Genomic DNA, 26,904 nt, shown 5'->3' with positions numbered 1-26,904 from the left:
GTAGCAAAAAACCATAGGCATATATACATATTATAACCTTGAGCATTGCTATTTAGGGCATTGCAGTATTTTTCAAGGAGTTAATATGACACTATCACAAGCAAAAGAAGTCATCACCTCTTTAGCAAAATCCCAAGGAAGTTATGGGAGAATGCTAGAAGAGATGAAGCATTACAGCAAAGAGCAGAAGAAGGCATTTAGAGAATTTGTAAAGCCATTGAAGTCTCCTGTGGATTTAATCCTAGCCTTAGAAGGATAGATAATGCTAGGAGCAAGTAATCAAATCCCCTCTTATATCCCACCTACACCAAAAATTCCTCAAGTTCAATATCTCAAAGATGAAATCATCATTCAAGGATTTGAAACTATGGCTGGTTGGAGCAAGTATGAATACTGCACTAATCTTGAAGAGGTTTTTAGAAAAATAGAGGATATGAAGATAGAGAAAGAAGGTAATGAGGAGCTTTTAGAGTTATTGGAGCTCTATTTTAATGAGAGAGAACTTCCAAACTACTCTTATTGTGCTTCAGTTGCAGACTTGATTGATGATTTAGGCAATCAGGACTTACGCTTTAGCAATCTTGTTGGCTTTAATAGCTACAACAATACTCTGCCTATGGCATTTCAAACTATCAGCTTTGATTATTGGGATAAGGATAGGAGCAGAAGATTGATTGCTTTACAATTTCATCTAGGTGGAGATATTCGAGGGAATTATAGTGAGTTTGTGTTTTTAGAGGAGGGGAGTGAAGATGAGTTTTTGTGGAATATGGCTGAGTTTAGCTTTGAATTTATCACACAGAAGTTTGCGTGGTATGAAGATTTTTGGAGTGAAGAGGGACATATCAGCTTTGCTAGAGTAATGGAAGATAACAAACGCCTAGAGCAACTCAATGGAGTATTTGATGCTTTGAGTGGCTATTACTATGACAGATACCCCAAGGTTTTTGTTGAGGAGTATGAGAGAATTGGTTTTTGGCAATGTTCATATATCTCCCTTCCATTTTAAGGCTAGAAAAATTATCTAACCCAACCCAACATAGCACCCCCAATGTTCATATATCTTATAGATATAGGAACATTACTGCTTTTACACCAAATTAAGGAGGAGGAAAATGACTAAGAGCAAAGAGCAACCTTCAAAACTCTCTTTTATCCAAGAGCTAGAAGAGTGGAAGTCTCTATTTTTGCAACATCAAAGCAATGAACAAAAGAGCAGAAATACTTTAGCACTTGATGAAAGAGAGATTGATGCGTTTATTGAGTTTTGCAGAGGTGAGGAAGAAGTAGAGAGACTAGAAGACATCAGCAAGCTTTTGATGAGTGCTTACTTTAATCACAGAAGAGAGCAGTACTATAAAATCCACAAGAGAGATATTTCAGCTCAAAGTCTAAATATCGCAATTTCAAGACTCAAAGTCTTTTTTGGCTTTATCAGTGATAATCACGATGAGTTTTTGGATTTAAGCTCCTCAATGAAGAAGATTAGAAAAATCCACACTTATGCTGAACTGCCAAGGTTTAGCATAGAGGAGAACAATAAAATTGCACTCTCTCTTCAAGCTCTTGGAGCCTCAATCAAACAAGTTAGAAGAAGAAAAATCCTTTTTGCTATTGCACTGCTCTTCTATGGAGGATTAAGATCTATGGAGGTGCTAAATCTCAAAGGAAGTGATATTACTTTGCAGAGCAACACTGAAGGGAAGCTCTTTTATGTGCTTTCCATTGTAGGTAAAGGTGGAAAAAGAAGAGAAGTTCCAATCCTAAAGAGCAAGATTGAAAGTTTTGAGGATGTGTTTTTGGAAGTTGATGGAGAGCTATTTGAATTTGGATACCGAGCGTTTCATAGGAGCACTCAGAGGTTTTTGAAGAATGCTGGAGTAAAGAATTTAAGTGGTAATCACGCCTTTAGACATAACTTTGCTAGTAACCTCATTAGAAAGAATGTCAATATGCAAGTCATCAGCCAAACACTAGGACATTCTGATATCTCAATCACTGCAAGATTTTATTCAAGAGTAGCATTGGATAATCAGATGAAGGCATTAGGATAAATCTCTTGGTTTAAAGCCAAGGGATTTGTTTAGGGCTACGCTAGATATGCTCTTAATTTTTTGATCTCTCCTATCATCATCACTGTTTCTTCCGTATCTTTGGATATTTTTTTGAAATTAAAGCTCTCATAAAAGGAAATTAATCTAGCTTGATTGATTGCATCAATAAGAATGTAGCGAATGCCAATTTTGTCTTGAGAGGAGCAAAGCAAATCAATCGCATCAATAAAAAGCATACTTCCATATCCTTCGTTTTGAAAATCTGTGGCAACACCAAGCTGTCCTATAAGATAAAAAATAGCTATCAATCCCTTGCGTAAGGCTTGTTCTTTTTTTGATAGTCCTGTAATTTTTTCAATGGCATTGCTTGAAAGTTTGGTTTGCTCCACTAGCAGTCCTTTTGTGGCAAGTGAGAAAAATCCAATAATACTAAAGCTAGGTTTATGAATGTAGAGGAAAGTTTTTGCAATGTTTCTATCATCAAAATTCTCTGCCTTATTGTGGAGAAAATCCTGAACATCTTTCTCTTGGTTTTTAAAGTTTCCTATGATGATTTTGTAATTGTCTGCAAATTTTTGTCTAAAAGTTTGAAAGTCTAGGAATAGATGACTATTTTGCATTGAGAGGAACCCTGTTTTCCTTGGCTTTCTTGTATCTTGTCCTGATTGTTTTTTCACTACTTTTAGCTTTGTTTTGTAACACTTCATCTGTAAATATCTTTGGATTGAGTGGTTCTATAAAGGCTTTTGTCATATTCTTCCTTAGTTTTTCGATTTTCTTATTCTATCTGATTCTATAATTACTAACTCCTAAACCCATCAGAAACTACTGCTAAAACCCCTCTTTCAATCCTAAAGCCATACCACTGATTTTCATCTTGAGAAATTTTAATGGCAAAAACATTCTTCTTTCCTGATCGAATAAGTTCATAGTTTTTTAGGATTAGGGGAAAGATGAAAGCAACCTCCTTGTGTTCTTTGGAGAGTTCAGCCATTGCTTTAAAGTCGGCACTATTGTAGGCTTGAAGGATATTGTCAAATAGTTCAACTTCAACACAAAGGAAAAACTCCCAATCTTTTCTAGTGTTGAGTTCTGTTTCATCACTTGGATATTCTCCAAAGAAGCTGAGGATACAAAATGATGGATTTATATGCCTCATTTGCACTACTTTTTTCATGTTTCCCAGATAGTGTTGTGTATCCTTGCAGATTAGTCCATAACAAGAGAAATTTCCATATTCTGGGTTTTGTAGGGTTTGTGTTCGTTTAATTTTTTCCATTTTTTATGCTCCTAGGTTTTTAATTCTGTTTTTTGATAGGGTGTAGTATAGGGGGCTAAGTTCGCAACCAATAAAGTTTCGATTTAGCATGACTGATGCTATTCCAACCACTCCACTTCCCATAAAAGGATCAAATACTATCTCTCCTTCAAAAGAGTGGAGTGAAACTAGTCTTTTGATGTGATTCAAGTTCTTTTGGGTAGGGTGGATTTTGTCTTTAGTGTTGACAAGATTGCTACAGAAGCATTTTTGCTTGTATTCTATGGGAACACTATTGTTGAAACTTGCTTTTGCTCCTCTTACATAAATGAGGTATTCCAAATCCTCTATGTGCTTGTTATTCACAAGTGGTGGAGGATTTAGCTTCTTCCAAGTCAGCAGTGTTGTTGAAAGCCCTTTGCTGTGGAAGAACAGTAAGAATTTAAAGATTTGCTTGTTACTGCAGAATATCACTATATTTGGAGTATCTTGGATTTGCAAGAATAGCTCAAAGCATTGCTGATAATTAAATCCATTGGCAATAAAATCAATTTTTCTATCTCTATGCAGAGCAATTCTGTCAGCAATTCCTCCACCACCAACATTTAGTTCGTAGGGTGGATCAGTTAGAATTAAATCCACCTTCTCGCCTCTTTTAGCCATTGATTGCATTACTCTAATGCAATCCTGATTGTAAAGTCTAATCATTATCTATCTCCTATTTAGGGGAGGTATTAATAATAGGTTGTAATTTTTTAGGGGGGTTGCAGGTAAATCCAAGGAATTTTGATGGGGGGTGTTTGACTCGGAAATTCAACTCCTATATATGTATGCAGATTAAGTAAAAAATATATTATCTTTGTAATACATATTGAGTTTTTAGCCAAATTACAACAAAAAATTGAGCTCATAAATTTTTTCTTCAAAAAATCTGTGAGTTAAACTTTTAAAATACTAAAGGAAATAAAATAATGGAAACGATAAGAAAAGAAAAAAATTTGATTACTTTACTCAATGATGCTGGGATTTTGCCAGAAAGCATCTGCTCAAGTGCTAACAGCTACAAAAATGCAGAAGACAAAGCTGGAAAAAGACAGTACCAAGCCAGCAAGGATTATGACGAGAGTGCAAAATACACCATCCTCAATCCAAGCAAAGCCTATGAGAATTTTGGGCTGGTGATTTTTGATATTGACTTCCCTATTTGGGAAGAGAGATTTGAGAGCAATTTTCAAAAGGTCGTGCAGAAGCTGAAAGAAATGGGTGTAGCCTATAGCCAAAGTTTGTATGGTATGAAGCTGTATCTGCGACTGGACAAGGCACACATCCCAGATTTTGCAAAGGACTACACGGTTTTGGAACAACAGTGGAGCTTGGGAAACAAGCAAAAAGATTGCATTTGTGAGATTCTGCATCTAAAGAATAAGCACTGTGATTACGCTCTCACCAATGATGAGGAGAACACATACTACACCCTCACCAATATGGGAAACCTCTTTAAAACTTGGAATATCAGCCAAGAAATAGAAGAATTTTTTGAAGCCTTGAGTGTAACAGCTATCCACCAAAAGGAGGGCAATACAAAAACAATCGCTTCAAGACAATATGGCATCAAAGATGCGGAAAATGTAGAAGATGAGATTCATAGAAAGAATGCCAAGAAGTTCAATGAGCTAGGCAAGTGCATGAGAGATTTTCTCCCTTGGCTGATGGATAGACTTGAGATCAAGATTGACACTCATAGTAATGATGGTTGTAATGATGGAGTGAGGATAGCCTACAAGCTCTTGCAAAACTCCTATGCCTTTAGTCGTGAGGATTTTGAAGAGTTTTTGAGCTGTTATGCCCAGCTTCACAATGGAGTTTGCTTTCCAGCTGGAAGTCTTGCAAAGGAATTTGAGAGCAAGGTGATTGTTCCACTTAAAGAAGACAAGCCAAAAGAAGATTCACTTGCTCCAAAACAGGTCTATGTTTGCTGTAACACCAACACAAGACAGTATTTTATCATAGAGGAAACCCAAGAGAATAGTGGAGTATTTGACACATGGGAGCATCAAAGCACGGCTTTTATTGGAAATGCTTTGGGAGTTAAGCCCTCAGAACTTGGTTTTCATAGGATTGAGCTTGATAACACTCATCCAAAGATCCTCTCAAGCAATGGCTCTGAAATCACTTTTAATCCCACACTCAATGAGATTGCTAGGATTCCAGAGAGAAGAGAGTGGATCAATGATAGAAGTTGCTTTGATGGCGTAGAGCTTGATTGTAGGACAAGGATTTTGTTTGAAAACATCTACGGTCTGAATGTTGAATTGGCGATCATGAAAGAGGCTTTTAGATTTGGAAGATATTGCCTTGGTGAGGGTATGGATGGCAGAAGCAAGCTTAAGTCATTTGATATTCTGCTTTCAACTCAACGAGGCACGGGAAAATCAAGCTTTGTAGAGCTTATTACTAAAATCTACATGTATAATCCCACAAGAGCAATCACTGATTTTGTGGGCAAGTATCCTGAAGTGAACTCATACAATGGGCAAATCATGTACGCAGGTAGCATCACAGAAAGAAGTGTGAGTCTCTGCTATGATGAGCTCGGAATGAGTAGAACTGATTTTGAATTCCTCAAAGAAGTGCAATCTCCGATGGGCACAAGTGTTCCAAAGAAGATGCAGAGTACAAAAGTGATAAATCCTCCACACATTTATTGTTATGTGAGTGCAAATTATGATGAGGGAACCATTGGAAAGATTTACTACTCTAATGATACCTCACTGAATAACTCCATTTTCCTCTCCTACAACTTGGAAGCAAAAACCTTGATTGAATTGTTGAGCTCCAAAGAAAGAGAATGGCTTATGAGCAGTACTGAAGCGGTTTCAAATCTTAGAAAGTACCTTTTGCGAGTATTCAACACCTTGAGCGACGAGGACAAAGATGGAATCATGGATTGCTCACGCTTTGTGGCAAAATCTTTCTATCGTCCACAAGACTATCTCACGCTCACCAAGGGAAGTAAAGCTTCTGCCTCCAAAGGTGAGTATGTTAAAGCCTTGCAAAACAGAGATATCGATTCCTTGTGTAGGGTACTCAATGATGAGATCTTAGGATTACTGGAGGAGAAGCAGCCAAAAATCTATGAGTTGCTCAACAAGAAGGTGCAAGAGTATTTGGATGGGGTAAGTTCAGAACTAGATTTTAGGAGAGGTGAGCATAATGCAGTCTGTAAGGTTTTGCAAATCACAGCCAGCCACTACCAAGACTGCTTCACTAGCAAAGGTGAGAATGGGAAGCTCAAGATTGGGTAAAACTGGGCAGACCCATTGCCCAACCTACATCTCCCTCTGCTATGCTTATAGAAGCTAATTGGGTAAATTGGGTAGTAGGAGTCCAAAATCCTTTCTATTTTTCTACTTCTGATAAAAAAGAGAAAAGGAATGTCTGTGTCAAAAAGTAGAGAAGTAGAAAGGTAGAAGTAATATTGGGGAGCATAGAGTAATTTTACCCAATTCCTTGAAAGTCCCAATAAATAGGGGTTTGGAGTTGGGTAAGGTTTTTGCCCAATTGTCTCACAAAAAGATGTCAATCCTCAACCAAATATACTGCCTAGAACTTTGGTAAAATTTGGAGTAAAAAACTCCAAATTTTGCCATTTTTCTTCTAGTTTTAACAAAAAATAAAAATGTATGTAATCCCCTTGTGTTCGGTGTTATAATTACATTGATTACCAAGATTTAATCCGTTTGTAATTTGGTAAGTTTCTGTGTAAATTCTATGCAGGTTTTTTCGCATTTTTTCATAATTTTCGGTAATTTTGAGAGGGTTTTGAGGCGAAAAAAGCTGAAAATGGCTGTTTTTAGGGGATTTTAATAGTAATGGTGGCCACGATTGGACTCGAACCAACGACCACTACCATGTCAAGGTAGTGCTCTACCAACTGAGCTACGCGACCAAAAAGGGAGTAAAAAATGGTGGAGAATAGCGGGTTCGAACCGCTGACCCCAACGCTGCCAGCGTTGTGCTCTCCCAACTGAGCTAATTCCCCAAAAACTAAAACTGCAATTATACGCAAAAAATCCTCAAAGTTACAATAAAATGAATAAAACAAATCAAAATAAGGAGAGAGAATGCTAGTTTTGGTTACAGGAGCTTCAGCAGGATTTGGGGAAGCGATTGCTAGGAGATTTGTCAGTGAGGGACATCAAGTTATTTTATTGGCCAGGAGAGAGGAGCGATTAAGAGGGCTAAGTGAAGAGCTTGGAGAGGGTTGTGTAAAGGTGATTTCTTGTAATGTGGCAGATATAGAGAAGATAAAGAGTGAGCTAGGGGAATATGCCCAAAGAATTGATGTGCTTGTCAATAACGCAGGACTTGCTCTAGGAGTTGAGTCTTTTGATGTGTGTTTGAGAGAGGATTTTGAGGAGATGATAGAGACAAATATTTTGGGCGTGGTGCGATTAACGCATTATCTTCTTCCCTTTATGGTGGAGCGTGGAAGTGGGCATATCATCAATCTTGGCTCAATTGCAGGGAATTATCCCTACCCAGGGGGAAATGTCTATGGTGGGACAAAGGCATTCCTCAAACAATTCTCTCTCAACCTAAGGGCAGATTTGGTGGATAAAAATATCCGAGTGAGCAATATTGAGCCAGGGCTTTGTGGGGGAAGTGAGTTTTCTGTGGTGAGATTTAAGGGGGATCAAAAGAGAGCAGATGAGCTTTATGAAAATGCTTATCCACTACTGCCTCAAGATATTGCTGAGAGCGTGTATTGGGTAGCTTCTCTTCCTGCTCATATCAATATCAACTCAATGGAGCTAATGCCTACTACTCAAGCCTTTTCAGCCTTTAGAGTATGCAAAAAGCCATAAGGGGAGGGGCTAAAAATACTTCCCCAAAAGCCCTTGAAGTGTGCTTGTCAGTCTTGGATTTTCAAATCCCTCTAGGATAGAGAGTAGTTCTTGCTTGTAGGCTTCTAGCTCCCTCTTTGCACCTTGTAGTCCCAAGAGATTGACATAATTATTTTTGCAACTATCATTTTGGGTGGGTTTCCCTGCTTCCTCTTGGGTTTGGGTGGCGTCAATAAGATCATCACGGATTTGGAAAAACACACCAAGCTTGATACCAAAATCCCACAAAATCTCTTGAGTGTGAGTGGGGAGATTTGAGATGATTGCTCCCATTTTTAGGCTTGTGGCGATGAGTTTTGCAGTCTTGAGAGTGTGAATCATCTCAAGCTTATCCAAATCAAGGCTTTGGTTTTCAAAGTGGCAATCTAGGGCTTCTCCAAGTATCATTTGAGTAGCGTTAAAAGATAGCTCTTGAGTGAGAGAGATGAGAGTAGAAGAGGGCAGGGGGGCTAGAGAGATAAGATAGAAAGCATAAGAGTTGAGAAAATCCCCACTCAAAATCGCTGTAACCTCTTCATATTTGGTGTGAAGTGTGGGGTGATTGCGACGCAGAGGGGCATTATCAATGCTAGGTAAATCATCGTGAATGAGTGAGAAAGTATGCAAGATTTCCATTGCAAGGGCAGGGAGATAGGCGTTTTTGATAAGAGAGGGGGTAAAGGAGCTAACGATAGAGAAAAGAAGTGCAGGGCGAAATCTTTTGCCACCATTTAGCACCATTTCCCATACAGCTTTTTGAAAATAGGGGTGGAAGCTTTGAGCTTGTGGAATGTGGGAGTGCAAAAAGGATTCAAAATCCAAAAGGATTGTATCGAGCTTGGATGTATTCATTGTTTAGTCCATTGATAAGATTGAGGGTGAATTGAAATCCACCACGCGAGATAAGCACATCAAGTTTCCCCAAACTTACAGCTTGAGTGAGTAGATAGCGTAAGCGTCTAGCGACTTCTTGGGTGCTTTGGGTTTGAGAGCTTAGGATTTTTTGATTGTTTATCCAAAGGATTGTGTCCCCTTCAAGTAAGCCTTGTTGCAAACCTTGAAGATTGGGGTTGGTGCTAGTGATAGTGAGGTTATTATCAAGCGTGATTCCAAGTCGCTCAAAGAATCTATCAGGAAGCAAAAACCCTCCATAGCGTCTTGAGACATTGACTTGGTATTCTGTGATACTCTCTCCTCTGCGGATTTTGACATTTGCCACAGAGTTTTCAGGTAGGTTTGTAACAAACCATTCAAAGTCATAATAATCTTTGAAAATGTGATTATTGATTGAGAGAATTTCATCATCTTTGAGGAATGGCACATTGGGGAAAAAGGGATCGACAAATTCGACTTTGAGCGTTTTATCTTCAGGATTGGGGGGATAGAGTCTAATGCCTATATCTCCATAATATGGCTCTTTTTGCTCCAAAAATCTAACAAGATAGCGACTATCCATAAAAAGATTTTCCCCCATTCCTAGTCCATAGATTTGATAGCAAATGTTTGAGACTACGCCATTTTGGCGAGTGGGGGCAGTGAATCGTCCATAAGTGAGATAGCCCTTTTGTGCTTCAAGGATGATTCCTGCCTCTGAGTAATTGAGTGCGATGGAAGCCATATTAAGCTTCATTGCTCTCTCATCAATGGCTCTGATGATATAGGTTTGCTCATCTTTTTGATTGGCAGTAGAAAAGGCATAAAGTCCGATGAAGGGATCTTCTTTGATAAGATTTCCCTCTTTTGGGCGTTCTTTGAAAAACCCTATGGCAAATTTTTGTTTGTTGTGTTCAACATTGATAAGGCGTGTTTGATTGCTTGGGCTTGAGGCGACTTTGTAGTATCTCTGACAGCTTGTATAGTCATATCCCCACCCCCAAACAAAACAAAGCAAAACACATAAGACTCGCATTAGTTTTGCCCAAAAGGATTTAAACCACCTAGCATATTTAATGCTGTGCTTTTTTTGCCATTTTCGATTTTTTCAAATAGTTCATTGAATGCCCCAATGAGGAGGATTTGCAAAGATTCTTTGTCTTCTAGCAAAGAATCATCAATACTCAAATCAATCACTTCTCCTGCTCCATTGCCTTTAAGGGTGATCATTCCTCCACCACTTTTGACTTCATAGACTTCAGATTTGCTTTTTTCTTCTAGTTCTTTGGCTTTTTCTTGGAGATTGCCAAGCATAGATTGAAGTTCTTTGGGATCAAACATATTAAACCTCGTATTTTATGGATTGGATTTTATTGTCATCATCAAGCAAAATCACCGTGGGGCGATAGTTTCTAAGCTCTTCATCACTATAATTTGCATACGCAATGATGATGATTTTATCTCCTGTATGCACTTTTCTAGCTGCTGCACCATTGAGGCAGATTGTGCCTGAGTGTTTCTCTCCATAAATCACATAAGTGCTAAATCGCTCACCATTATTGATATTGACGATATCCACTTTAATCCCCTCATAGAGATTGGCACTTTTTGCCAACTCCTCATCTATGGTGATTGATCCCTCATAGTTGAGATTGGCATCAGTGACTGTGGCTCGATGAATTTTGCTAAAAAGCATTTCTAAAGTCATTTTACTTCCTTTTTTCTAGGGATTTTAGCACATCTGCAATCACTTCCCTATCATCAAAATGGATTTTTTGGTGTCCGATGATTTGATAAGTTTCATCTCCTTTACCCAAAACAAACAAAATCTCATCGCTCTCTAGCTCTTTGATTGCCCTCTCAATGGCTTGTTCCCTTATGGGGTTGATAGATTTGATTTTTTCTTCTTGGGTGATTCCTTGCAAAATCTCAGCAATGATATTTTGGGGGTTTTCACTGCGTGGATTGTCGCTTGTGATATAGATTTTTTGGGCGTATTTTTGAGCGACTTCTCCCATTTTGGGGCGTTTGGTTCTATCTCTATCTCCTCCTGCACCAAAAAGCACAGCAATCTTTTTCCCCTCAAAACTCTCCAAAATCTTCTCCATTCCATCATCAGTATGAGCAAAATCCACGATGATTAGAGGAGAGTGGGAGACAATTTCCATCCTTCCCTCAACCCCTGCAAAGTCCTCCAAGCTCTCTAGCACTTCTTGAAGGCTATGGTGTGTGAGGGAAAGGAGAGAGGCAATAGAGCAGAGGGCATTGTAGAGATTGTGTCTGCCACACATCAAGAGGTGCAAAGTCCCCACTTCATCTTGAGTGCAAATCGTTGAGGTGATTGTAGGGGAGAGTTGATAATCACAGGCATAAAAATCGGCTTTTTGTGTGAGGGAGTAGGTGATTTTATGCTCTACTTTGGCATTGAGATCATCAGCGTTGATGATATGCAATCCCTTACCTGCAAAAAAGCTGTTTTTTACCTCAATGTATTCTTGAAGATCTTTGTGAAAGTCAAGATGATCTCGTGTGATATTGCTTAGAGCTTTTAGGGCAAAATCTAGTCCCAAGATTCGGTTTTGTGTGATTGCGTGGGAGGAAACCTCCATCACAAAATAATCACACTCTCTAGCCTCTTCAATCAGTGAGTAAAGCTCCAAAATCGTGGGAGTAGTCAGCCCTTTTTCTCTTTTTCTCTCTCCATTGATAAAAAACCCTCTAGTCCCCAAAAGTGCGACTTGATAGCCTAGTTTTTGCAAAGAATGAGCAATGAGGGCTGAAGTGGTGGTTTTGCCATTAGTGCCTGTGATACCGATGAGTTTTGGGGTGATTTGAAAATAATTGACTAGCTCATTTTCATTGATAGAGGGGAGATGAGCGATACTATCGTGATATTTTTGATTCATCGTGGTTTTGACAAAGAGAGAGCTTAGATCTTCACTTGCTGTGATACTATCATCAGTGAGTGAGCTAAAACTTTGATTGTTGTAAGTGATGTGTTTTTCAATTTTCATTGAGATGTTTTACCGCCTTTTGTAAGATTTGATGAATTTGGGTGTCAAACCCCATATTTTCTCCGATATTTTCTGCATATTGCAAAGAGAGATTGGCATACCCTTTGTCAATAAGAAGATTTAAAAACTCATAAAGCTCATTTTTGCTAGAAAATACAATCTTTGTGCTAAGTGTAAAATCTTCAAACGCTTCTTTGAAGTTTGGCTTGGAAAATACAAAAGCCTTGAAGTCCTCAAAAGTGATACAAGAGAGTGCTTCAGCACTTCCTAGTGCAATCTCCCACGCTTTTTCAGTCTCAAGATTTTCTAGTTCTTCGAGTCTTTGAAGGCGTGGGAGGATTTCAGCTTGGGCTTGGAGAGAGGGCTTTTCTTGTCTAAGAAGATAGTAAAACTCAGAGAGTGCCACGCCCTTGGATAAATCTGTGTTTGCAATATCACAAAAGATTCTCCCCATTTGGATATCTAAATCCTCTGGGGATTGGAAATAGAGATGATTGAAGCTTTGGATAGCTTCAGAGAGTTTGCCTTTTGAGAGTAGGGTGTAGGCTTGATTGACTTTTGGTTTCATTCCTCCTCCACTTTAATCACTTCAATTTCAGGGTGGATATCCATTTGAAGTTGGTGTTGGATTTTGTTTTTGAGTGTGATTGTGCTACTAGGACAGCTTTTGCAAGCTCCTTGAAGCTGGACATAAACTTTGCCATCTTGAATTTTGATAATCTGAATATCCCCACCATCTCTAAGGAGATAAGGGCGAACTTTTTCTATGCTTTGTTTAACAGGGTTGAGTAATTCTTCATCACTAAAAATCATTTGCGTTCCTTTAGGCTAGAATACATTATTTTTGAATCTATTTATCATAATACATCAAATTTTTATAAAAAATTCAAACTCATTTCACATATTTGGCTCTCTCTTGTATTCTCTCAACTCTTTTGTTTGTATGTATAATGCCAAATAAAAAAGGATGAGATATGCCCACTCTCCAAAATCTTAATAATGCAGTTGATAGGCTTTATTTGACAGATAAAACTACATTTATACACAATTTCTCAATCCAAAGATATCAGAGTATTGGAGGGCAAGAAAAATACCAAAAGTATTTTGAGATTACAAAATCCCTCTATCCTGCTATCGCAACTATTGAGATAATCTTACGCAATAAAATCAACAATACTCTCACAAAGCATAGTGCGTATTGGATTATGGATTTTTATTTCTATGAGGGAGAGGTTAAGGGGAATTTTGGGAAAGAAATCACTTTGAAGATGAAAGACTCTATTTTAAAGGTGCTTCTCACTCTAGGAGCTAAAAGCAATGATATAGAGGGGTTTTGGGAGAAATGCAAAGAGAAGGAGGCGATCCATTACTCAATCCTCTCTAAGCTAACATTTGGGTTTTGGATAATGGTGTTACACAATGAAAAAATCTTCAATAATCTCTATCAAGCTGATATAAATTTTGCAAAAAATGTGTTTCCCAAGCTTGAAGAGAGGCCAACCAAAGATCCTTCTTTATTTTTCTCGTTTTTACATCACGAAAGCAAAGCCACACTTAAAATCATAAAAGATAGACTATTTCCCTCACATAGGACACTTATCCTTGCCTCATTTTTGACAAGCATAAGAAATAGACTAAGCCATTGTGAATTTCTTTTCAAAGAGAAGAAAAATATCACGACAAAAAGCTCAAAAGTAAAAGCCTATCTTAAAGATACTCAAAGCAATGTGATAAGGTATCTAGTTTGTATTTTAGAGAGTTTTGAGGATTGAATGCGGAGCCCCCCCTCACGGAATGGGGTATCTTGGAAACCAAGATGTGAGCAATGTAACCGACTTTATACCGCTCGAATCGGCGTGATTATATATCAACAAAAGTAAATACACCCAAAAAGCCTAGCACTTTTTGACAAAGAGTGTATTTTACAACAAGGCTTTAAATCCTTAAGAAAATTTATCCCAAAACAAAAACACTAAGAGTTTTTATCAAAAAATATATAAGCCTTTTGTTATGATTATATCGGGTTGAAAAACCCTAACTTAACACAACAAGGACATCCTATGGATATCAAAGACTTTAAAGAGCTTGAAAAAGCGACAAAGTCAACACAGAGAGAAAGTTTAAGAGTTGGGCTTGTGGTTTTGTTCATCATTGCCATTTCAGTTTTTGCCTTCAGTGTCAAAGATGTTACAAGCCCTTCTATGCTCGTATTTGCGACAATCATCGGTGGATATATGGCGATGAATATTGGTGCAAATGACGTGGCAAACAATGTAGGTCCATCTGTAGGATCAAAAGCAATTACGCTTTTTTGGGCGATTGTGATTGCAGCAGTTTGTGAGGCGTTGGGTGCGATTATTGCAGGAGGAGATGTAGTTTCTACAATCAAATCAGGGATTATCAACAAAGATGCGATTACAGATAGTCATATCTTCCTTGTTTTGATGTTTTCTGCGTTGCTCTCAGGTGCATTGTGGCTCAATCTTGCCACTTTTGTAGGAGCTCCTGTTTCTACTACTCATTCACTTGTAGGAGGGATTTTAGGAGCTGGGATTGTAGCTGGTGGCTTTGAAATCGTTCAGTGGGGAGTGCTGAAGAATATTGCTCTGAGCTGGGTGATTTCTCCACTTTTTGGAGGAGTGATTGCAGTCATATTCTTGCTTTTCATCAAAAGAACCATTCTTTACAAAGATGACAAAAAACAAGCCGCTAAGCGTGTAGTTCCAGTCCTTATCACTCTAATGGTTTTTACTTTTTCCCTTTATTTGATACTTAAGGGACTCAAAAAGATATTCCCTATGAGTATGGGAGTAGCTGTGAGTATCAGTGCGATTTTGGCAATCATTGGGTTTTTTATCATTAAGCCTTTAGTAGATATCAAATCCAAAAAAATCCAAAATACCAAAGAAGACATAAACGAGCTTTTTACAATCCCCCTAGTCTTTGCAGCAGCACTTTTGAGCTTTGCTCACGGAGCAAACGATGTGGCTAATGCAATCGGACCACTTGCTGCAATCAATCAAGTGCTAAGTGGAAGCGTAGAGTTTGCTGGTAAGGCTCCTGTGCCATTGTGGATTATGGTTGTGGGTGCGTTAGGGATTTCTCTAGGACTAGCTCTATATGGGCCAAAGCTTATCAAAACCGTGGGGAATGAAATCACAGACTTGGATAAAAAAAGAGCATTTTGTGTGGCAATGAGTGCGGCAGTTACCGTGCTTATCGCCTCTCAGTTGGGGCTTCCTGTGAGTTCTACTCATATTGCTATTGGTGCGATTTTTGGTGTAGGATTTTTGAGAGAATATCTCCAAAAGAAGCAATTCCAAGCCCAACAAATGATTATCCAAGCCCACGCAGGAAAAGATGAAAAAGAAGTCGAAGAATTTCTTAGAAAATACAATTCAGCAAGTATGAAGAGAAAAGGAAAAATCCTAGAGGCACTCAAGAGAAAAGAAATCAATATCTTGGACAAAAAAGAGAGAAAAACACTCAAAAAAGCTTATAAATATGAGCTAGTCAAAAGAAGTGCACTCAACAAAATCATCGCCTCTTGGCTCATCACCGTTCCTTGCTCGGCACTGCTTGGTGCAGGGTTGTATTATATTTTGATTTGGATTGGCTTCTAGTCTAAGTCTTTAGGGGGTGGGAATCTACTTTATCCTACATTCAAAGACACATTAACACCTCTTAAATCAACAAACTTTTGATAAAAGTTCTATTTTTGAGTGAGAATCTGAAGATTAACATAGTATCATTTTGAGATTTTGCAAAATTTATCATCGGAGATGAAAATGAAATACATCAAATTCTTCAAAGAGCTAAACAACAAAGATGTCCCCATTGTCGGTGGGAAAAACGCAAGTATTGGAGAAATGTTTCAAGAATTGCTTCCTGTGGGCATCAAAGTTCCCAATGGCTTTGCTATCACAAGTGAGGCGTATTGGTATTTGCTTGATAGTGCAGGGATTAGAGAGAAAATCATCGCTCTTCTTGAGGGGGTGGATACCACAGAGATTGATGTATTGAAAGTTAGAGCCAAACAGATTAGAGATTTGATTTTTACAACACCACTTCCCAATGATTTGCGTGATGAGATTTTGGAAGCCTACAAAATCTTAAGCGATGAGTATGGAATGGATGAGGCAGATGTGGCAGTGCGAAGTTCAGCCACTGCTGAAGATTTACCTGATGCCTCTTTTGCAGGACAACAAGATACTTATCTAAGTGTAAAGGGACAAAGTGAGCTTATCCACTATGTCAAATCTTGCTTTGCTTCACTTTTCACTGATAGAGCCATTAGCTATCGTGCTTCAAGAGATTTTGATCACTTCAAAGTCGCTCTGAGTGTAGGGGTGCAAAAAATGGTAAGAGCAGATAAGGGAAGTGCAGGGGTAATGTTCTCAATCGATACTGAAACAGGATTTAAAGACGCGATTTTGATAACTTCTAGCTGGGGGCTAGGTGAAAATGTCGTGGGAGGAACTGTCAATCCTGATGAGTTTATCGTTTTCAAACCCACACTTTTGGAGGGCAAACGCCCTATCATCAAACGCCAATTAGGACATAAACACCAAAAAATGGTTTATGCTCCCAAAGGAAGCTCACACCCCACCAAAAACATTCCCACCACTCAAAAAGAATATGATAGTTTTTCAATCAGTGATGAAGATATCCTCAAACTTGCGCGTTATGCTGTGCTAATCGAAGAGCATTACAGCAAAGAGGCAGGAGAGTATCGCCCTATGGATATGGAGTGGGCAAAAGATGGAGAGAGTGGAGAGATTTTCATCGTCCAAGCACGACCTGAAACCGTGCAAAGCCAAGCCCTCAAAAAAGGTGGAGGACAAAGGGTTGAGAAATATCGCTTCAAAAAGCCTGTGGATAAGTCAGAGATGATTCTCAAAGGAATCGCAATCGGTGGAAAAATTGGAAGTGGAAAGGTTAGGGTGATTAATGATATTGAGCATATGAGCTCTTTTAATGAGGGGGAAATCCTAGTAACAGACAACACTGATCCTGATTGGGAACCAGCGATGAAAAAAGCAGCGGCTGTGATTACTAATCGTGGAGGAAGAACTTGTCATGCAGCAATTGTAGCTAGAGAAATCGGTGTGCCAACGATTGTAGGGGCTTTGGGAGCCACAGAGCGACTTTATAATGGAATGGATGTAACCATATCTTGTGCTGAGGGAGAAGAGGGATATATCTATAATGGAATCCACCCCTATGAGGTAGAAACTATTGAGCTATCCAACTTTGAGCAACCCAAAACAAAGATTTATCTCAATATCGGAAACCCTGAAAAAGCCTTTGATTTTGCACGATTCCCCAATAATGGTGTCGGACTTGCTAGAATGGAGATGATTATCCTCAATCAAATCAAAGCCCACCCTCTAGCCCTTGTGGATATGCAAAATGGTAAAAAAGTCAAAAATCAAGCTGAGATTGAGAAGCTCATCAGTGGCTATGATGGGCCAAAAGACTTTTTTATCAAAAAGATTGCAGAAGGTATGGGAATGATTGCTTCAGCGTTTTATCCCAACCCTGTGATTGTGCGAACAAGTGATTTCAAGTCCAATGAATATCGTGGAATGCTAAGTGGGACAGAGTATGAGCCACACGAAGAAAACCCAATGATAGGCTATCGAGGAGCAAGTCGCTACTATTCAGAGCAGTATCGCAGTGCCTTTGAGTGGGAGTGTCAAGCCCTAGCTATGGTGCGAGATGAAATGGGATTAACTAATCTTAAAGTAATGATTCCATTCCTTAGAACTCCTGAAGAGGGTAAAAAGGTATTAGAGATTATGCGACGCAATGGTTTGGAGCAAGGCAAAGATGGGCTTGAGGTGTATGTAATGTGTGAATTGCCTGTCAATGTGATTTTAGCCGATGAATTCTTAAGTCTTTTTGATGGCTTCTCTATCGGCTCAAATGACCTTACTCAGCTCACTCTAGGAGTAGATCGTGATGGTGAGCTTGTCAGCCATATTTTTGATGAGAGAAATCCTGCAATGCTTGAGATGTTTAAACGAGCGATACAAGCTTGTAAAAAGCACGGAAAATATTGTGGAATCTGCGGACAAGCTCCAAGTGATTATCCTGAAGTTGCAGAATTTTTGGTAAAAGAGGGGATCACATCAATCTCTCTCAATCCTGATTCAGTTCTCAGCACTTGGGAGAGAATCTTAAAACTTGAAAAAACTCTTTAAAGGGAAGATATGAAAAAATACACAATCGCTATCGTAGGGGCGAGTGGTGCAGTAGGAGAGGAGCTCCTTAAAGTCTTGGAAGAAGAGAATTTCCCCATAGAGAGGATAATCCCTCTAGCAAGTGCTAGGAGTGCAGGGCAAGAGGTTGAAGCTTTTGGCAAGGAGTGGGTAATCCAAGAGCTAACTTGTGATATTTTTGAGAAAGAGGGTGTGGAAATCGCCTTTTTCTCAGCAGGTGGGAGCGTGAGTGCAGAGTTTGCAAAAAGTGCAGTCAAAGCAGGGGCAGTGGTGATTGATAATACAAGCCATTTTAGAATGCAAGAAAATGTCCCACTTGTCGTGCCTGAAGTCAATCCAAGCGACATAGCTAAGTGGAGAGAGAGTGGAATCATTGCCAACCCTAATTGCTCTACAATCCAAATGGTGCAAGTGCTTTCTCCACTTCATCAAGCCTTTGAGATTGAGCGAGTTGATGTCAGCACCTATCAAGCTGTGAGTGGTGCAGGAAAAAGAGGAATGGAAGAGCTAGTAATGCAGATGCAAAAATTCTTTGCTTTTGAGCTTGAGAGCTGTGAGAGTGAGGCATTTCCTCATAGAATCGCACTCAATCTTATCCCTCATATTGATGTCTTTATGCCAAATAGATACAGCAAAGAAGAGATGAAGATGATCAATGAAACTCAAAAGATAATGCACGCCTCTTTCCCTGTAAGTGCCACTTGTGTGCGTGTGCCTGTGCTAAGAAGCCATAGTGAGAGTATCACAATCAAATTCAAAAACAAAGTAGATTTAAACAAGGCAAAAGAGGTATTGGAAAATGCTCAAAATATCATCGTGCTTGATGACTTAGAGCAAAATCTTTATCCAATGCCCTCAATCGCCACAGATACCAACCAAACTTATGTAGGCAGAATTAGGGTGGATAACTTTGATGAGAAGATTTTGCACCTTTGGTGCGTAGCTGATCAATTGCGAGTAGGTGCAGCTACAAACGCAGTAAGAATCGCACAAAAATGGATAGAATCGGAGGGCTAATGCTACATAATTTTTTTGAAAAACTTCTATGGAATTCAAGACTTTTTATCATCTTTGCAGTTTTGCTCTCTATGGTAGGCTCTATCTTGCTCTTTTTGGTAGCAAGTATGGATATACTTAAAGCTGTGGGAGCGACTTATAAGTATTATATGGGATTATTAGGGGAGGGTGCAGATATTCACAATGTGCTTTTAAACTCAATCATTATGGCAATTGATCTCTATCTTATTGCTGTGGTGCTTTTGATTTTTGCTTTTGGACTCTATGAGCTTTTCATCGCCAAAATTGAAATCAAAGACGAGCATAGCTCCAAAGTGCTAGAAATCCACACCCTAGATCAGCTCAAAGACAAACTAGCCAAAGTCATTGTAATGGCTTTGATTGTGGCGTTTTTCTCAAAAGTGCTAAATATGGGGATGAAAAATTCTCTTGATATGCTTTATTTTGCCATTTCAATACTTGGCTTGTCTTTGGGACTTTATTTTCTACATAAAGACAGCAAACATTAGGAGGATAAATGATTTTTATCGATAGTGCCTTAGGCAAAAAAACCCCTTATACTCCCATTTGGATGATGCGTCAGGCAGGGAGGTATCTAAGCGAATACAGAGAGAGTAGGGCGAAAGCAGGGAGCTTCTTGGATCTTTGCAAAAATGTTGAACTTGCCACAGAGGTTACGCTTCAGCCTATTGATATTTTAGATGTTGATGCAGCAATTTTGTTTAGTGATATTTTGGTAGTGCCTTTAGAGATGGGGTTGCCCCTAGAGTTTCTAGCAGGTGAGGGGCCAAAGTTTAACCAAACCATAAGAAGCGAGAGCGATTTTAAAGCCCTCAAAAAAGACGCTTACAAAAACCTCACTTATGTTTATGATGCAGTGAGTTCTATCCGAGCCAAGCTATCCAAAGACAAGGCACTCATCGGATTTTGTGGTTCTCCTTGGACTTTGGCAACCTATATGATAGAGGGAGAGGGAAGCAAGACTTACACTCATAGCAAAAAAATGCTTTACTCCAACCCCAAACTTCTCCACGCCTTGCTAGAGTCTATCACTCAAGAGCTTGTAAGCTACCTAGGAGAGCAAATCAGGGCAGGGGCAAATGCAGTAATGGTGTTTGACTCTTGGGCTTCAGCACTAGAGCTAAGTGCGTATCTAAACTTCAGTTGGGAGTATATGAAAAAGATTGCTAAAGCTATAAAATCTCAATATCCTCATATCCCTGTAATGCTTTTCCCCAAAGGTGTAGGAGCGTATTTGGAGCATTTAGATGGAGAGTTTGATGTCTTTGGTGTGGATTGGGGGACTCCAATGAGCCTAGCCAAAGAAAAGCTTGGAGGTAAATATGTCTTGCAAGGCAATCTTGAACCTGCAAGGCTATACAATCGCCAAGCAATGCTTGAGGGAGTGGAGCAAATCCTATCAGTGATGAATGAGGATAGAGGGCATATTTTTAATCTAGGGCACGGAATGATTCCTGATCTTCCTAGAGAGAATGCCATAGAGCTAGTCCAATTGGTGCGAGAAAAAACCAAACGCTAATGCAAAACATCATCTTTGGTCCAATCCACTCTAGGAGGTTTGGAATCTCTTTGGGGATTGATCTCTCTCCACTTCAAAAACAATGCAACTTTGATTGTCTATATTGTGAGCTAGGGGGTGCAAAGAGTGTAGAGCGTATGCAAGAGGTTTTGAGTGTGGAGCAGATTCTCTCTCCTCTTCTTGAAATCCTATCTACTCAGCCTAGCCTTGATGTCATCACGCTCAGTGCCAATGGAGAGCCTACACTCTATCCCCATCTCTATGAGCTTATCACTCAAATCAAGCACCACACAGAGGGCAGATATAAAACCCTTATTTTAAGTAATGGCTCTCTCTTTGGCAGAAGTGAAGTGCAAAAAGCTCTAAGAGAGTTTGATATCGTCAAGTTTTCATTTGATTGCTTCTCTCCTCAATGCTTCAAGAAACTTGATCGCCCCAATAAATCTCTAGATATAGAAGCAATCAGGCGTGGGATTCTTGAGTTTGCTTCAAGCTATCAAGGAGAATTAGTCGCAGAGGTGCTAGTGATAAAAAATCTCAATGATAGTTTAGAAGAAATGCAAAATATCGCAGGATTTTTGAGAGAAGTAGGAGTGGATAGAGTGGATTTAGGCACACTAGATCGCCCACCAGCTTATGCCATAGAAGGGGTAAGCCCTCAAAGACTTCAAGAGCTTTCTTTGGCATTTGAAGGGCAGTGTGTGAGTATCCCTATAAGGAAAGAAGCTCATATACAAAAGAGAGTAAAGCTAGATAGAGAAGATATTTTGGAGCTTCTCAAAAAGCGTCCTATCAGCACAGAGGAGTTTTCTACACTCTTTGAGGGGGTTGAGCTATGTGAGGAAATGCTAGAAAATGGGGAGATTATGATAAAAAAAGTGGCAAATATGCAATTTTTTGCTCCAAAGTCTTGACATTATCTATTTTTTCTCTTATAATCACGCTTTTATTATTCAGAGCTACTTATTCCGGATTAGCTCAGCGGTAGAGTAGGCGGCTGTTAACCGCTTGGTCGCAGGTTCGAATCCTGCATCCGGAGCCATTCATTTTATCTATCCCTTTTCTTATCATTTTTTTCTTATCACTTTTCTTTAGCTATGTTTTTTGATATTTTTACTTAATCATTGTGTGATTTTTGCTTTTTTTATATTTTTTCAATCCCTCTCAACCCCCTAAAATGCGTATCTCTACCCCCCCCCCCATAGTTACTTTTTGTTTGTTTTTGATTTGTTTTCCATTTATTTTGTGATAAAATCTTGAAAAATCTTTCGCAAACAAGGAGAAAAAATGAAACAAACAAAAGCGATAATCCTATCTAGGGGGGGGGGGAACTAAAATCCTCTCTCTCCAAAGCTAACTTCAAACCCCTCATCGCCACTTCTTTGGCTCTTGCTCTTGGCTTCAGTGTAGCAAGTGCAAACCCTTCTTTAAGCATATATAATCCACTTGGTATTGAGCAATCCATAGTTGCAATGGGAGGAGGAGGTGGGTTAAGCTGGAAAACAACAGATGGTTTTAAACAGCTAGTGGTAAATGGCATAGATAGCCCTTATTGGATTTTTTCTTTTGGAGACACAACAAATCAGGCGATGGATGGTTCTGGGGGTTATTATGCCACCAATAATGGAGTTTTGGCAAATGGTTCTGCACTTGATTCCACATTTGTTTTTACAAGCGATTCTGCAACAATGATTGGGAGTTCTGTGCAAGATAGAGGACGATTGAAGATACAGTTCCTTACTGGCAGTGTCCCCACTAATTGGAATGATGATGCTTCTAAAAAAAGAAAAGTATTAATAAATTTCAACAGCGTTACAAAATATGCAAATGGAGATAATGGAGTAAGAAATATATCCTTTGTTGGAGATTTGTCTATTGAAGCAGGAGTTGGAGAAAACAAAAATATAGTTGAGGGCAATTTTTCTGGAGATATGATTGGAGATGTTTATATTTTTGCCAATTTTTCTTTAGGCTATAATACTGCTGTCAATACAACTCTCAATTTCAAAAACAACGCATCATTGCAGGGAAATATTTATTCAGATTCAAATATAGCTAAAAATAGAGAGTTTGCTGGTGCGGGAAATAATACTTTTAACTTCCAAACTGGTGGAATCTATGGAGGACTCAATTCAGGAACTTGGTATCCTGAAGGAATGAAAACTGAAAATGTCATCAACTTTAACGCTGGTGAAACTTCTCCCGAAACTGAAGTTGTAAGTTTTATTGATGGAGATGTAGTTGCACAACCAGGGGGAGTAAATATCATCAATTTCAATCGAGATAATGATGCAAGGATAGGGAGACTAGTTAGCAATTCTGGGGAAAATGAAGATTATTATGATTATGGGAAAAATATTGTTAATTTTTCAGGAGATACTCTAACAATCAAGAGAGGAATTGCCGTAGAAGGTAGTGAAAACTCTAACTATGCTGGAAATCAAATCAATCTTAAAAAAGCAAATGCACGATTAGTTATTGACTCTGGAGGACTTATTGCAAGGCAAACAAGGAATCTAAGTAATCAAGATTATCCACAACTCAATGAAATTATATTTAAACAGGGTGGAAGTCTTATTTTAAAAGGAAGCAGTACAAATGCTAGTGATGGAAGTTTTAGTTTTGATGGGATGTTTGCTCGTGATAGAGAAACAAATAGAATCACATTTGAAGGCACTCAAAATGCTTCAATTCAGGCTGAAACAGAGATTAGGAGTGAAAGTTGTGGGAGCAATCTAATAACTTTTCAAGGAAATGGGATCAATACAATTGATAGCTTCATCAATGCAAGTGGTGGAAGCAATAGTGTTGTCATCTTGGGAGACAACTCTAAAACTTTTACCAAAAAAGATATTATCAAATCAAACAATGGAGCAAATAATTTTACCCTCTCAGGACTTAACTCTACCCTCACCCTTCAAGGCACTACAAACCAAATTTCCACTCTCACAGCTTATACTCCTAGCAAAGCAAGAACTTTGGGGGTTTCAACTCTAATTATCAATGGAATAACTCAAGCTAATAGCACAACGATTGATCAACTTGCTAATGGCGAGAATCTTATAGTGGGTTTTGTAGGAAACTATGTCTCTACTCTAAAAATCTTAAATAGCACTAGCAACAATACAACAATTGCCCTCAAATCAATTACTCTAGGAGATGGCTCTACAAACAATACCCTAGATCTTACAGCTCTTAGCAACGCTACGATTTCTGAAACTATCAATGTAGGAGCAGGACAAGGACTGAATATCAATCTTAAAAATACTACACTTGCTACAAATGGCTGGACTACAGCAAGTAGTGGAGCTTCGGTTATTAATGTAAATGGAGATACCACAGCAAACTCAACCCTCAAAGGTGGAGTAGTAGTATTGTCAGGATTAAACCTCAATGCCACTACAAGCACATCAATGGCTTTGCAAAACATCTCCACAACCATTGACACATTGACTTCAAATGCTAATGCAACAGGCATAAATGCCCTTACCCTAGACACAACAGCCAATGCAGTCAGTGCCACTATCAATAATCTCAATGCTTCAAATCTTGAGATTGCTCTTGGAGGCAGTGCGACAAACTCAGCCACACTCAATATCGGTAGTGGAAACAATTCCTTTGGAGTGCTTGATCTTACAAATGATTCCACAAACAATTTCCTCAATAATAGTGGCAACCTCACAATCTCGACACTTAGCCTAGAAGGAGATACTTCTTTGTCTATCAATGGAGGAAATACAACCATTGAAAACACGATTGGAGATAGCAATGCAATGTCAAATAGCACACTTGCTCTCACTCTCAATAATGGTTCTCTTTATGCCAAAGGGGGACTAGACAATGCCTCAGCTTCTAATACAATCAATCTCACTCTCAATAACGCTACCCTCTCTTTGGGGCAAACAAGCACAATCACTTCACTTAATGCAAGTGGAAATACTTTGGTAGATTTGGCAAGAGTGAATAACTCAGGAACTCCAATGCCTAAACTTGCTAGAAGTGTTAGTGATAACAATGTAAATGCTAGAACGACTCTGAGTGCAACTACTTTCACAGGAGAAGCTACATTTAAGCTCTATGTCAGCTCACAAGAAGCAGATAGGGTTGTGTTCAATAACGCTTCAGGAGCAGGAGAGGGAGTGGCTACTATTGCTCTTGTGGGAGGTAATGATGTTTATGATATTACCTATGATGCGAGTAGAACTGATAAGGGCAATGTAATGGTTGCTGATGTGAGCAATGCAAATGGACAAGTAAAAGTCGTGGCTGGAGAGAGTATGATTGGGGTTAATATGATTCAAGCCACAATCACAGAGGGTGAAACAGCAGGACAATACTTTGTAGGGCAAGTCAGAGATTTGGGACTCAACCAATCTTACCAAGAAGTGGCAAGTTCAGCTCTAGCTGTCAATTATGATCTCTACCTTGCCAACTTCAACTCTCTCAATAAAAGAATGGGAGAATTGCGAGAGAGTGAGCATAGTAATGGAGTATGGGCTAGAGTCTTTGGGGGAAATATGAGTAATGACTTTGGCTCTGGCAGTAAGACAGATTATGTTACAGCTCAAGCAGGATATGACTACTCACTTAGCATAGGAGAGAATGCAAGAAACTTTATGGGAATTGCCCTAGCTTATGGAACTTCAAATACAAAAGGCAATACCATTGGAGTGAATGCTATCAATGCTACAACCAATAGTATTTCACTTGATAAAGTCAATTCCAATATGATTGAAGTAGGGCTTTATAACTCCTATGTTGCTGATAGTGGTTGGTATAATGACACTATTTTTAAGTTTGATTACATTATGAGTGAATTCTCTTTTAGCACAGATCCTACTAGAATGAGTGAAACCAATAACTTTGCAATGGTGCTAAGTGATGAGTTTGGGTATCGCTATAAATTTGGTGAGAGTGAAAAAGGAAGTTGGTATATTGATCCTCAAGTAGAAGTCGCTTTTGGATACTTCAATCAAAGCGATTTCAATCGTGCAGTCTTTAATGGAAGCAATACTTTTGCAGATCTTCAAGCTAGACAAGATAGTATCCTCACTCTAAGAAGCAGAATCGGAGCAAGTCTAGGGAAGAAATTCACTACTGATAAAGGATTTGCAAGTATTTATGTAGGAGCTTCTTATGAGTATGACTATATTGAGGGAGGAAACTCTGAGGCTAGTGGAAGAGTAGGAGGGACAATCACTCAACTTGATAAAGTAGAGAGCAATGGAAGAGCAGTGCTAAATGTAGGAAGTAATATTGAGCTAACTAAGGGGGCTAGAATGTATATCGATGTGGAAAAGAGCTTTGGAGATAAGCAAAGAACCTTTATGCAGTTTAATCTTGGAGCAAGATATAGTTTCTAGGATATGAGGATAGAAAAGGGGGTGGGAGAAAAAAAGGGGTGGAAAATAAACCCTTATCAAAAGAGCTTATCATAGATAGCAGTAGGTTTGCTGATACCTCTACTCTTCAAGAGTTTTAGAGAGGGTTTCTTGGAGATAGAGGTATCACAGAGCCTACTCCTTTATTGAGATTTTGTCTTAAAAAGGCTCTGTTTTTTGTGGTTTTGACATATGGAGCAAGGATTCCTTGCTCCAAAGAAAGATTTGCTGATACTTCTTTAGCTTAAGCAAGGAAGTATCACAAAGTTTTTCCCCTAGCCTATTGCAAGAGGGTATAAAAGCCCTCTTTGAAATGGTGGAGGAGTATTACAGGGTTTAGCCACAAGAGAGAGTTTCTCTTGGATAAGATTTGATGATACCTCTATGAGAGATTAAAGAGGGTTCTCAAAGTAGAGGTATCACAGAGTTTTATGCTTTTTATGAGAAATCTCCTTTTAGTCATTATCATCTTCTCATAAAAGCTCTATTTCCAAGGAAACTTCTATCTTGTGTCAATTATATAGAGTTTCCTTATCTCTCTAAGGAGAGCAAGACTCTTTTTGGTATTTGGAAGTGAGGAGATTTCTTCCATATTTGCCAAGTGGGTGTATAATATTCTCATAATCCATTCTCCCAAGAGATTGGAATCTGGCTGGA

24 protein-coding genes and 3 tRNA genes are annotated in these 26,904 nt (G+C 38.9%); 14 read left to right on the top strand and 13 right to left on the bottom strand.

The features are described from left to right. The first annotated feature begins 85 nt into the window (after nucleotides 1–85). From CQA58_RS08230 to CQA58_RS04640, 3 genes are all read left to right on the top strand, one after another. On the top strand, nucleotides 86–259 hold the full coding sequence (locus CQA58_RS08230; protein WP_170126743.1) for a hypothetical protein: 174 nt from the start codon (nucleotides 86–88) through the stop codon (nucleotides 257–259). Between the two features lie 3 nt (nucleotides 260–262). Then, complete coding sequence (locus CQA58_RS04645) at nucleotides 263–1,009, top strand: hypothetical protein (RefSeq protein WP_115569559.1); 747 nt, start codon at nucleotides 263–265, stop codon at nucleotides 1,007–1,009. A 106-nt stretch (nucleotides 1,010–1,115) separates the two neighbouring features. Beyond that, nucleotides 1,116–2,054 carry a tyrosine-type recombinase/integrase gene (locus tag CQA58_RS04640; protein ID WP_115569558.1) on the top strand — a complete coding sequence of 313 codons (939 nt, stop codon included), beginning with the start codon at nucleotides 1,116–1,118 and terminating at the stop codon, nucleotides 2,052–2,054. 35 nt (nucleotides 2,055–2,089) lie between these two features. Here CQA58_RS04640 and CQA58_RS04635 read toward each other — a convergent pair whose 3' ends face one another. Genes CQA58_RS04635 through CQA58_RS04625 form a run of 4 tightly spaced genes read right to left on the bottom strand, consistent with a single transcriptional unit; the run spans nucleotide 2,090 to nucleotide 4,020 of the window. Further along, nucleotides 2,090–2,674 carry a GNAT family N-acetyltransferase gene (locus CQA58_RS04635; RefSeq protein WP_115569557.1) on the bottom strand — a complete coding sequence of 195 codons (585 nt, stop codon included), beginning with the start codon at nucleotides 2,672–2,674 and terminating at the stop codon, nucleotides 2,090–2,092. Beyond that, nucleotides 2,664–2,807 carry a hypothetical protein gene (locus CQA58_RS08225; protein ID WP_170126742.1) on the bottom strand — a complete coding sequence of 48 codons (144 nt, stop codon included), beginning with the start codon at nucleotides 2,805–2,807 and terminating at the stop codon, nucleotides 2,664–2,666. The genes CQA58_RS04635 and CQA58_RS08225 overlap by 11 nt, the downstream gene beginning before the upstream one ends. A 49-nt stretch (nucleotides 2,808–2,856) precedes the next feature. Continuing rightward, complete coding sequence (locus tag CQA58_RS04630; protein ID WP_115569556.1) at nucleotides 2,857–3,333, bottom strand: hypothetical protein; 477 nt, start codon at nucleotides 3,331–3,333, stop codon at nucleotides 2,857–2,859. A gap of 3 nt (nucleotides 3,334–3,336) precedes the next feature. After that, nucleotides 3,337–4,020: a DNA-methyltransferase gene (locus tag CQA58_RS04625; RefSeq protein WP_115569555.1), complete on the bottom strand. Its 684-nt coding sequence runs from the start codon at nucleotides 4,018–4,020 to the stop codon at nucleotides 3,337–3,339. A 263-nt stretch (nucleotides 4,021–4,283) separates the two neighbouring features. Between CQA58_RS04625 and CQA58_RS04620 the strand changes: the two genes are divergently transcribed. Continuing rightward, nucleotides 4,284–6,617, top strand: a complete 2,334-nt coding sequence (locus CQA58_RS04620; protein WP_115569554.1) for a hypothetical protein — start codon at nucleotides 4,284–4,286, stop codon at nucleotides 6,615–6,617. A 568-nt stretch (nucleotides 6,618–7,185) separates the two neighbouring features. On the opposite strand, the gene CQA58_RS04615 is transcribed toward CQA58_RS04620, so the two are convergent. Together CQA58_RS04615 and CQA58_RS04610 are read right to left on the bottom strand one after the other, a co-directional pair. Further along, nucleotides 7,186–7,261 (bottom strand) — tRNA-Val (locus CQA58_RS04615). A gap of 17 nt (nucleotides 7,262–7,278) precedes the next feature. Continuing rightward, a tRNA-Ala gene (locus CQA58_RS04610) sits at nucleotides 7,279–7,354 on the bottom strand. Nucleotides 7,355–7,436: 82 nt separating this feature from the next. On the opposite strand from CQA58_RS04610, the gene CQA58_RS04605 reads away from it, so the two are divergent. After that, nucleotides 7,437–8,180, top strand: a complete 744-nt coding sequence (locus CQA58_RS04605) for an SDR family NAD(P)-dependent oxidoreductase (protein ID WP_115569553.1) — start codon at nucleotides 7,437–7,439, stop codon at nucleotides 8,178–8,180. Between the two features lie 9 nt (nucleotides 8,181–8,189). Here CQA58_RS04605 and CQA58_RS04600 read toward each other — a convergent pair whose 3' ends face one another. Genes CQA58_RS04600 through CQA58_RS04570 form a run of 7 tightly spaced genes read right to left on the bottom strand, consistent with a single transcriptional unit; the run spans nucleotide 8,190 to nucleotide 12,898 of the window. Continuing rightward, nucleotides 8,190–9,050 carry a polyprenyl synthetase family protein gene (locus CQA58_RS04600; protein WP_115569552.1) on the bottom strand — a complete coding sequence of 287 codons (861 nt, stop codon included), beginning with the start codon at nucleotides 9,048–9,050 and terminating at the stop codon, nucleotides 8,190–8,192. After that, complete coding sequence (locus CQA58_RS04595) at nucleotides 9,010–10,107, bottom strand: DUF7488 domain-containing protein (protein WP_115569551.1); 1,098 nt, start codon at nucleotides 10,105–10,107, stop codon at nucleotides 9,010–9,012. Before CQA58_RS04595 ends, CQA58_RS04600 begins: the two co-directional genes overlap by 41 nt. After that, the gene (locus CQA58_RS04590) at nucleotides 10,107–10,412 is read right to left on the bottom strand and encodes a YbaB/EbfC family nucleoid-associated protein (RefSeq protein ID WP_115569550.1); all 306 of its coding nucleotides are present in this window, start codon (nucleotides 10,410–10,412) and stop codon (nucleotides 10,107–10,109) included. The genes CQA58_RS04595 and CQA58_RS04590 overlap by 1 nt, the downstream gene beginning before the upstream one ends. A gap of 1 nt (nucleotide 10,413) precedes the next feature. Continuing rightward, entirely contained in the window at nucleotides 10,414–10,779 is a 366-nt protein-coding gene (gene panD, locus CQA58_RS04585; RefSeq protein ID WP_115569549.1) for an aspartate 1-decarboxylase, read from the bottom strand. Between the two features lies 1 nt (nucleotide 10,780). Beyond that, nucleotides 10,781–12,085: a UDP-N-acetylmuramoyl-L-alanyl-D-glutamate--2,6-diaminopimelate ligase gene (locus tag CQA58_RS04580; RefSeq protein ID WP_115569548.1), complete on the bottom strand. Its 1,305-nt coding sequence runs from the start codon at nucleotides 12,083–12,085 to the stop codon at nucleotides 10,781–10,783. Next, nucleotides 12,075–12,653 (bottom strand): hypothetical protein, encoded by a 579-nt coding sequence (locus CQA58_RS04575; RefSeq protein ID WP_115569547.1) that lies wholly within the window; start codon nucleotides 12,651–12,653, stop codon nucleotides 12,075–12,077. The genes CQA58_RS04580 and CQA58_RS04575 overlap by 11 nt, the downstream gene beginning before the upstream one ends. Next, nucleotides 12,650–12,898, bottom strand: a complete 249-nt coding sequence (locus CQA58_RS04570) for a NifU family protein (RefSeq protein WP_115569546.1) — start codon at nucleotides 12,896–12,898, stop codon at nucleotides 12,650–12,652. Before CQA58_RS04570 ends, CQA58_RS04575 begins: the two co-directional genes overlap by 4 nt. Nucleotides 12,899–13,059: 161 nt before the next feature. Here CQA58_RS04570 and CQA58_RS04565 point away from each other — a divergent pair, with 161 nt between their 5' ends. The 9 genes from CQA58_RS04565 (at nucleotide 13,060) to CQA58_RS04525 (ending at nucleotide 26,229) form a co-directional block, all read left to right on the top strand. Then, nucleotides 13,060–13,857: a hypothetical protein gene (locus CQA58_RS04565; protein WP_115569545.1), complete on the top strand. Its 798-nt coding sequence runs from the start codon at nucleotides 13,060–13,062 to the stop codon at nucleotides 13,855–13,857. A gap of 288 nt (nucleotides 13,858–14,145) precedes the next feature. Next, a complete protein-coding gene (locus CQA58_RS04560; RefSeq protein WP_115569544.1) occupies nucleotides 14,146–15,708 on the top strand; it encodes an inorganic phosphate transporter in 1,563 nt (520 codons plus the stop codon). A gap of 165 nt (nucleotides 15,709–15,873) precedes the next feature. Then, nucleotides 15,874–18,291, top strand: coding sequence for a pyruvate, water dikinase (gene ppsA / locus CQA58_RS04555; RefSeq protein WP_115569543.1), 2,418 nt, complete (start codon nucleotides 15,874–15,876; stop codon nucleotides 18,289–18,291). 9 nt (nucleotides 18,292–18,300) lie between these two features. Continuing rightward, nucleotides 18,301–19,326, top strand: coding sequence for an aspartate-semialdehyde dehydrogenase (locus tag CQA58_RS04550; RefSeq protein ID WP_115569542.1), 1,026 nt, complete (start codon nucleotides 18,301–18,303; stop codon nucleotides 19,324–19,326). Then, nucleotides 19,326–19,835 (top strand): YqhA family protein, encoded by a 510-nt coding sequence (locus CQA58_RS04545; protein WP_115569541.1) that lies wholly within the window; start codon nucleotides 19,326–19,328, stop codon nucleotides 19,833–19,835. Before CQA58_RS04550 ends, CQA58_RS04545 begins: the two co-directional genes overlap by 1 nt. Nucleotides 19,836–19,843: 8 nt before the next feature. Then, nucleotides 19,844–20,866 carry a uroporphyrinogen decarboxylase gene (gene hemE, locus CQA58_RS04540; RefSeq protein ID WP_115569540.1) on the top strand — a complete coding sequence of 341 codons (1,023 nt, stop codon included), beginning with the start codon at nucleotides 19,844–19,846 and terminating at the stop codon, nucleotides 20,864–20,866. Next, on the top strand, nucleotides 20,866–21,780 hold the full coding sequence (locus CQA58_RS04535) for a radical SAM protein (RefSeq protein WP_115569539.1): 915 nt from the start codon (nucleotides 20,866–20,868) through the stop codon (nucleotides 21,778–21,780). Before hemE ends, CQA58_RS04535 begins: the two co-directional genes overlap by 1 nt. 53 nt (nucleotides 21,781–21,833) lie before the next feature. Next, nucleotides 21,834–21,908: transfer RNA gene (locus CQA58_RS04530), tRNA-Asn, on the top strand. 340 nt (nucleotides 21,909–22,248) lie between these two features. Then, nucleotides 22,249–26,229 carry an autotransporter outer membrane beta-barrel domain-containing protein gene (locus CQA58_RS04525; RefSeq protein ID WP_147288602.1) on the top strand — a complete coding sequence of 1,327 codons (3,981 nt, stop codon included), beginning with the start codon at nucleotides 22,249–22,251 and terminating at the stop codon, nucleotides 26,227–26,229. Nucleotides 26,230–26,904 lie beyond the last annotated feature (675 nt).

Origin of the sequence: Helicobacter brantae, from assembly GCF_003364205.1 — a bacterium.
Taxonomy (GTDB): Bacteria; Campylobacterota; Campylobacteria; order Campylobacterales; family Helicobacteraceae; genus Helicobacter_G; species Helicobacter_G brantae.
The sequence above is the reverse complement of the archived record's forward strand: the minus strand, read 5'-3'. Positions and strand labels throughout refer to the sequence as shown.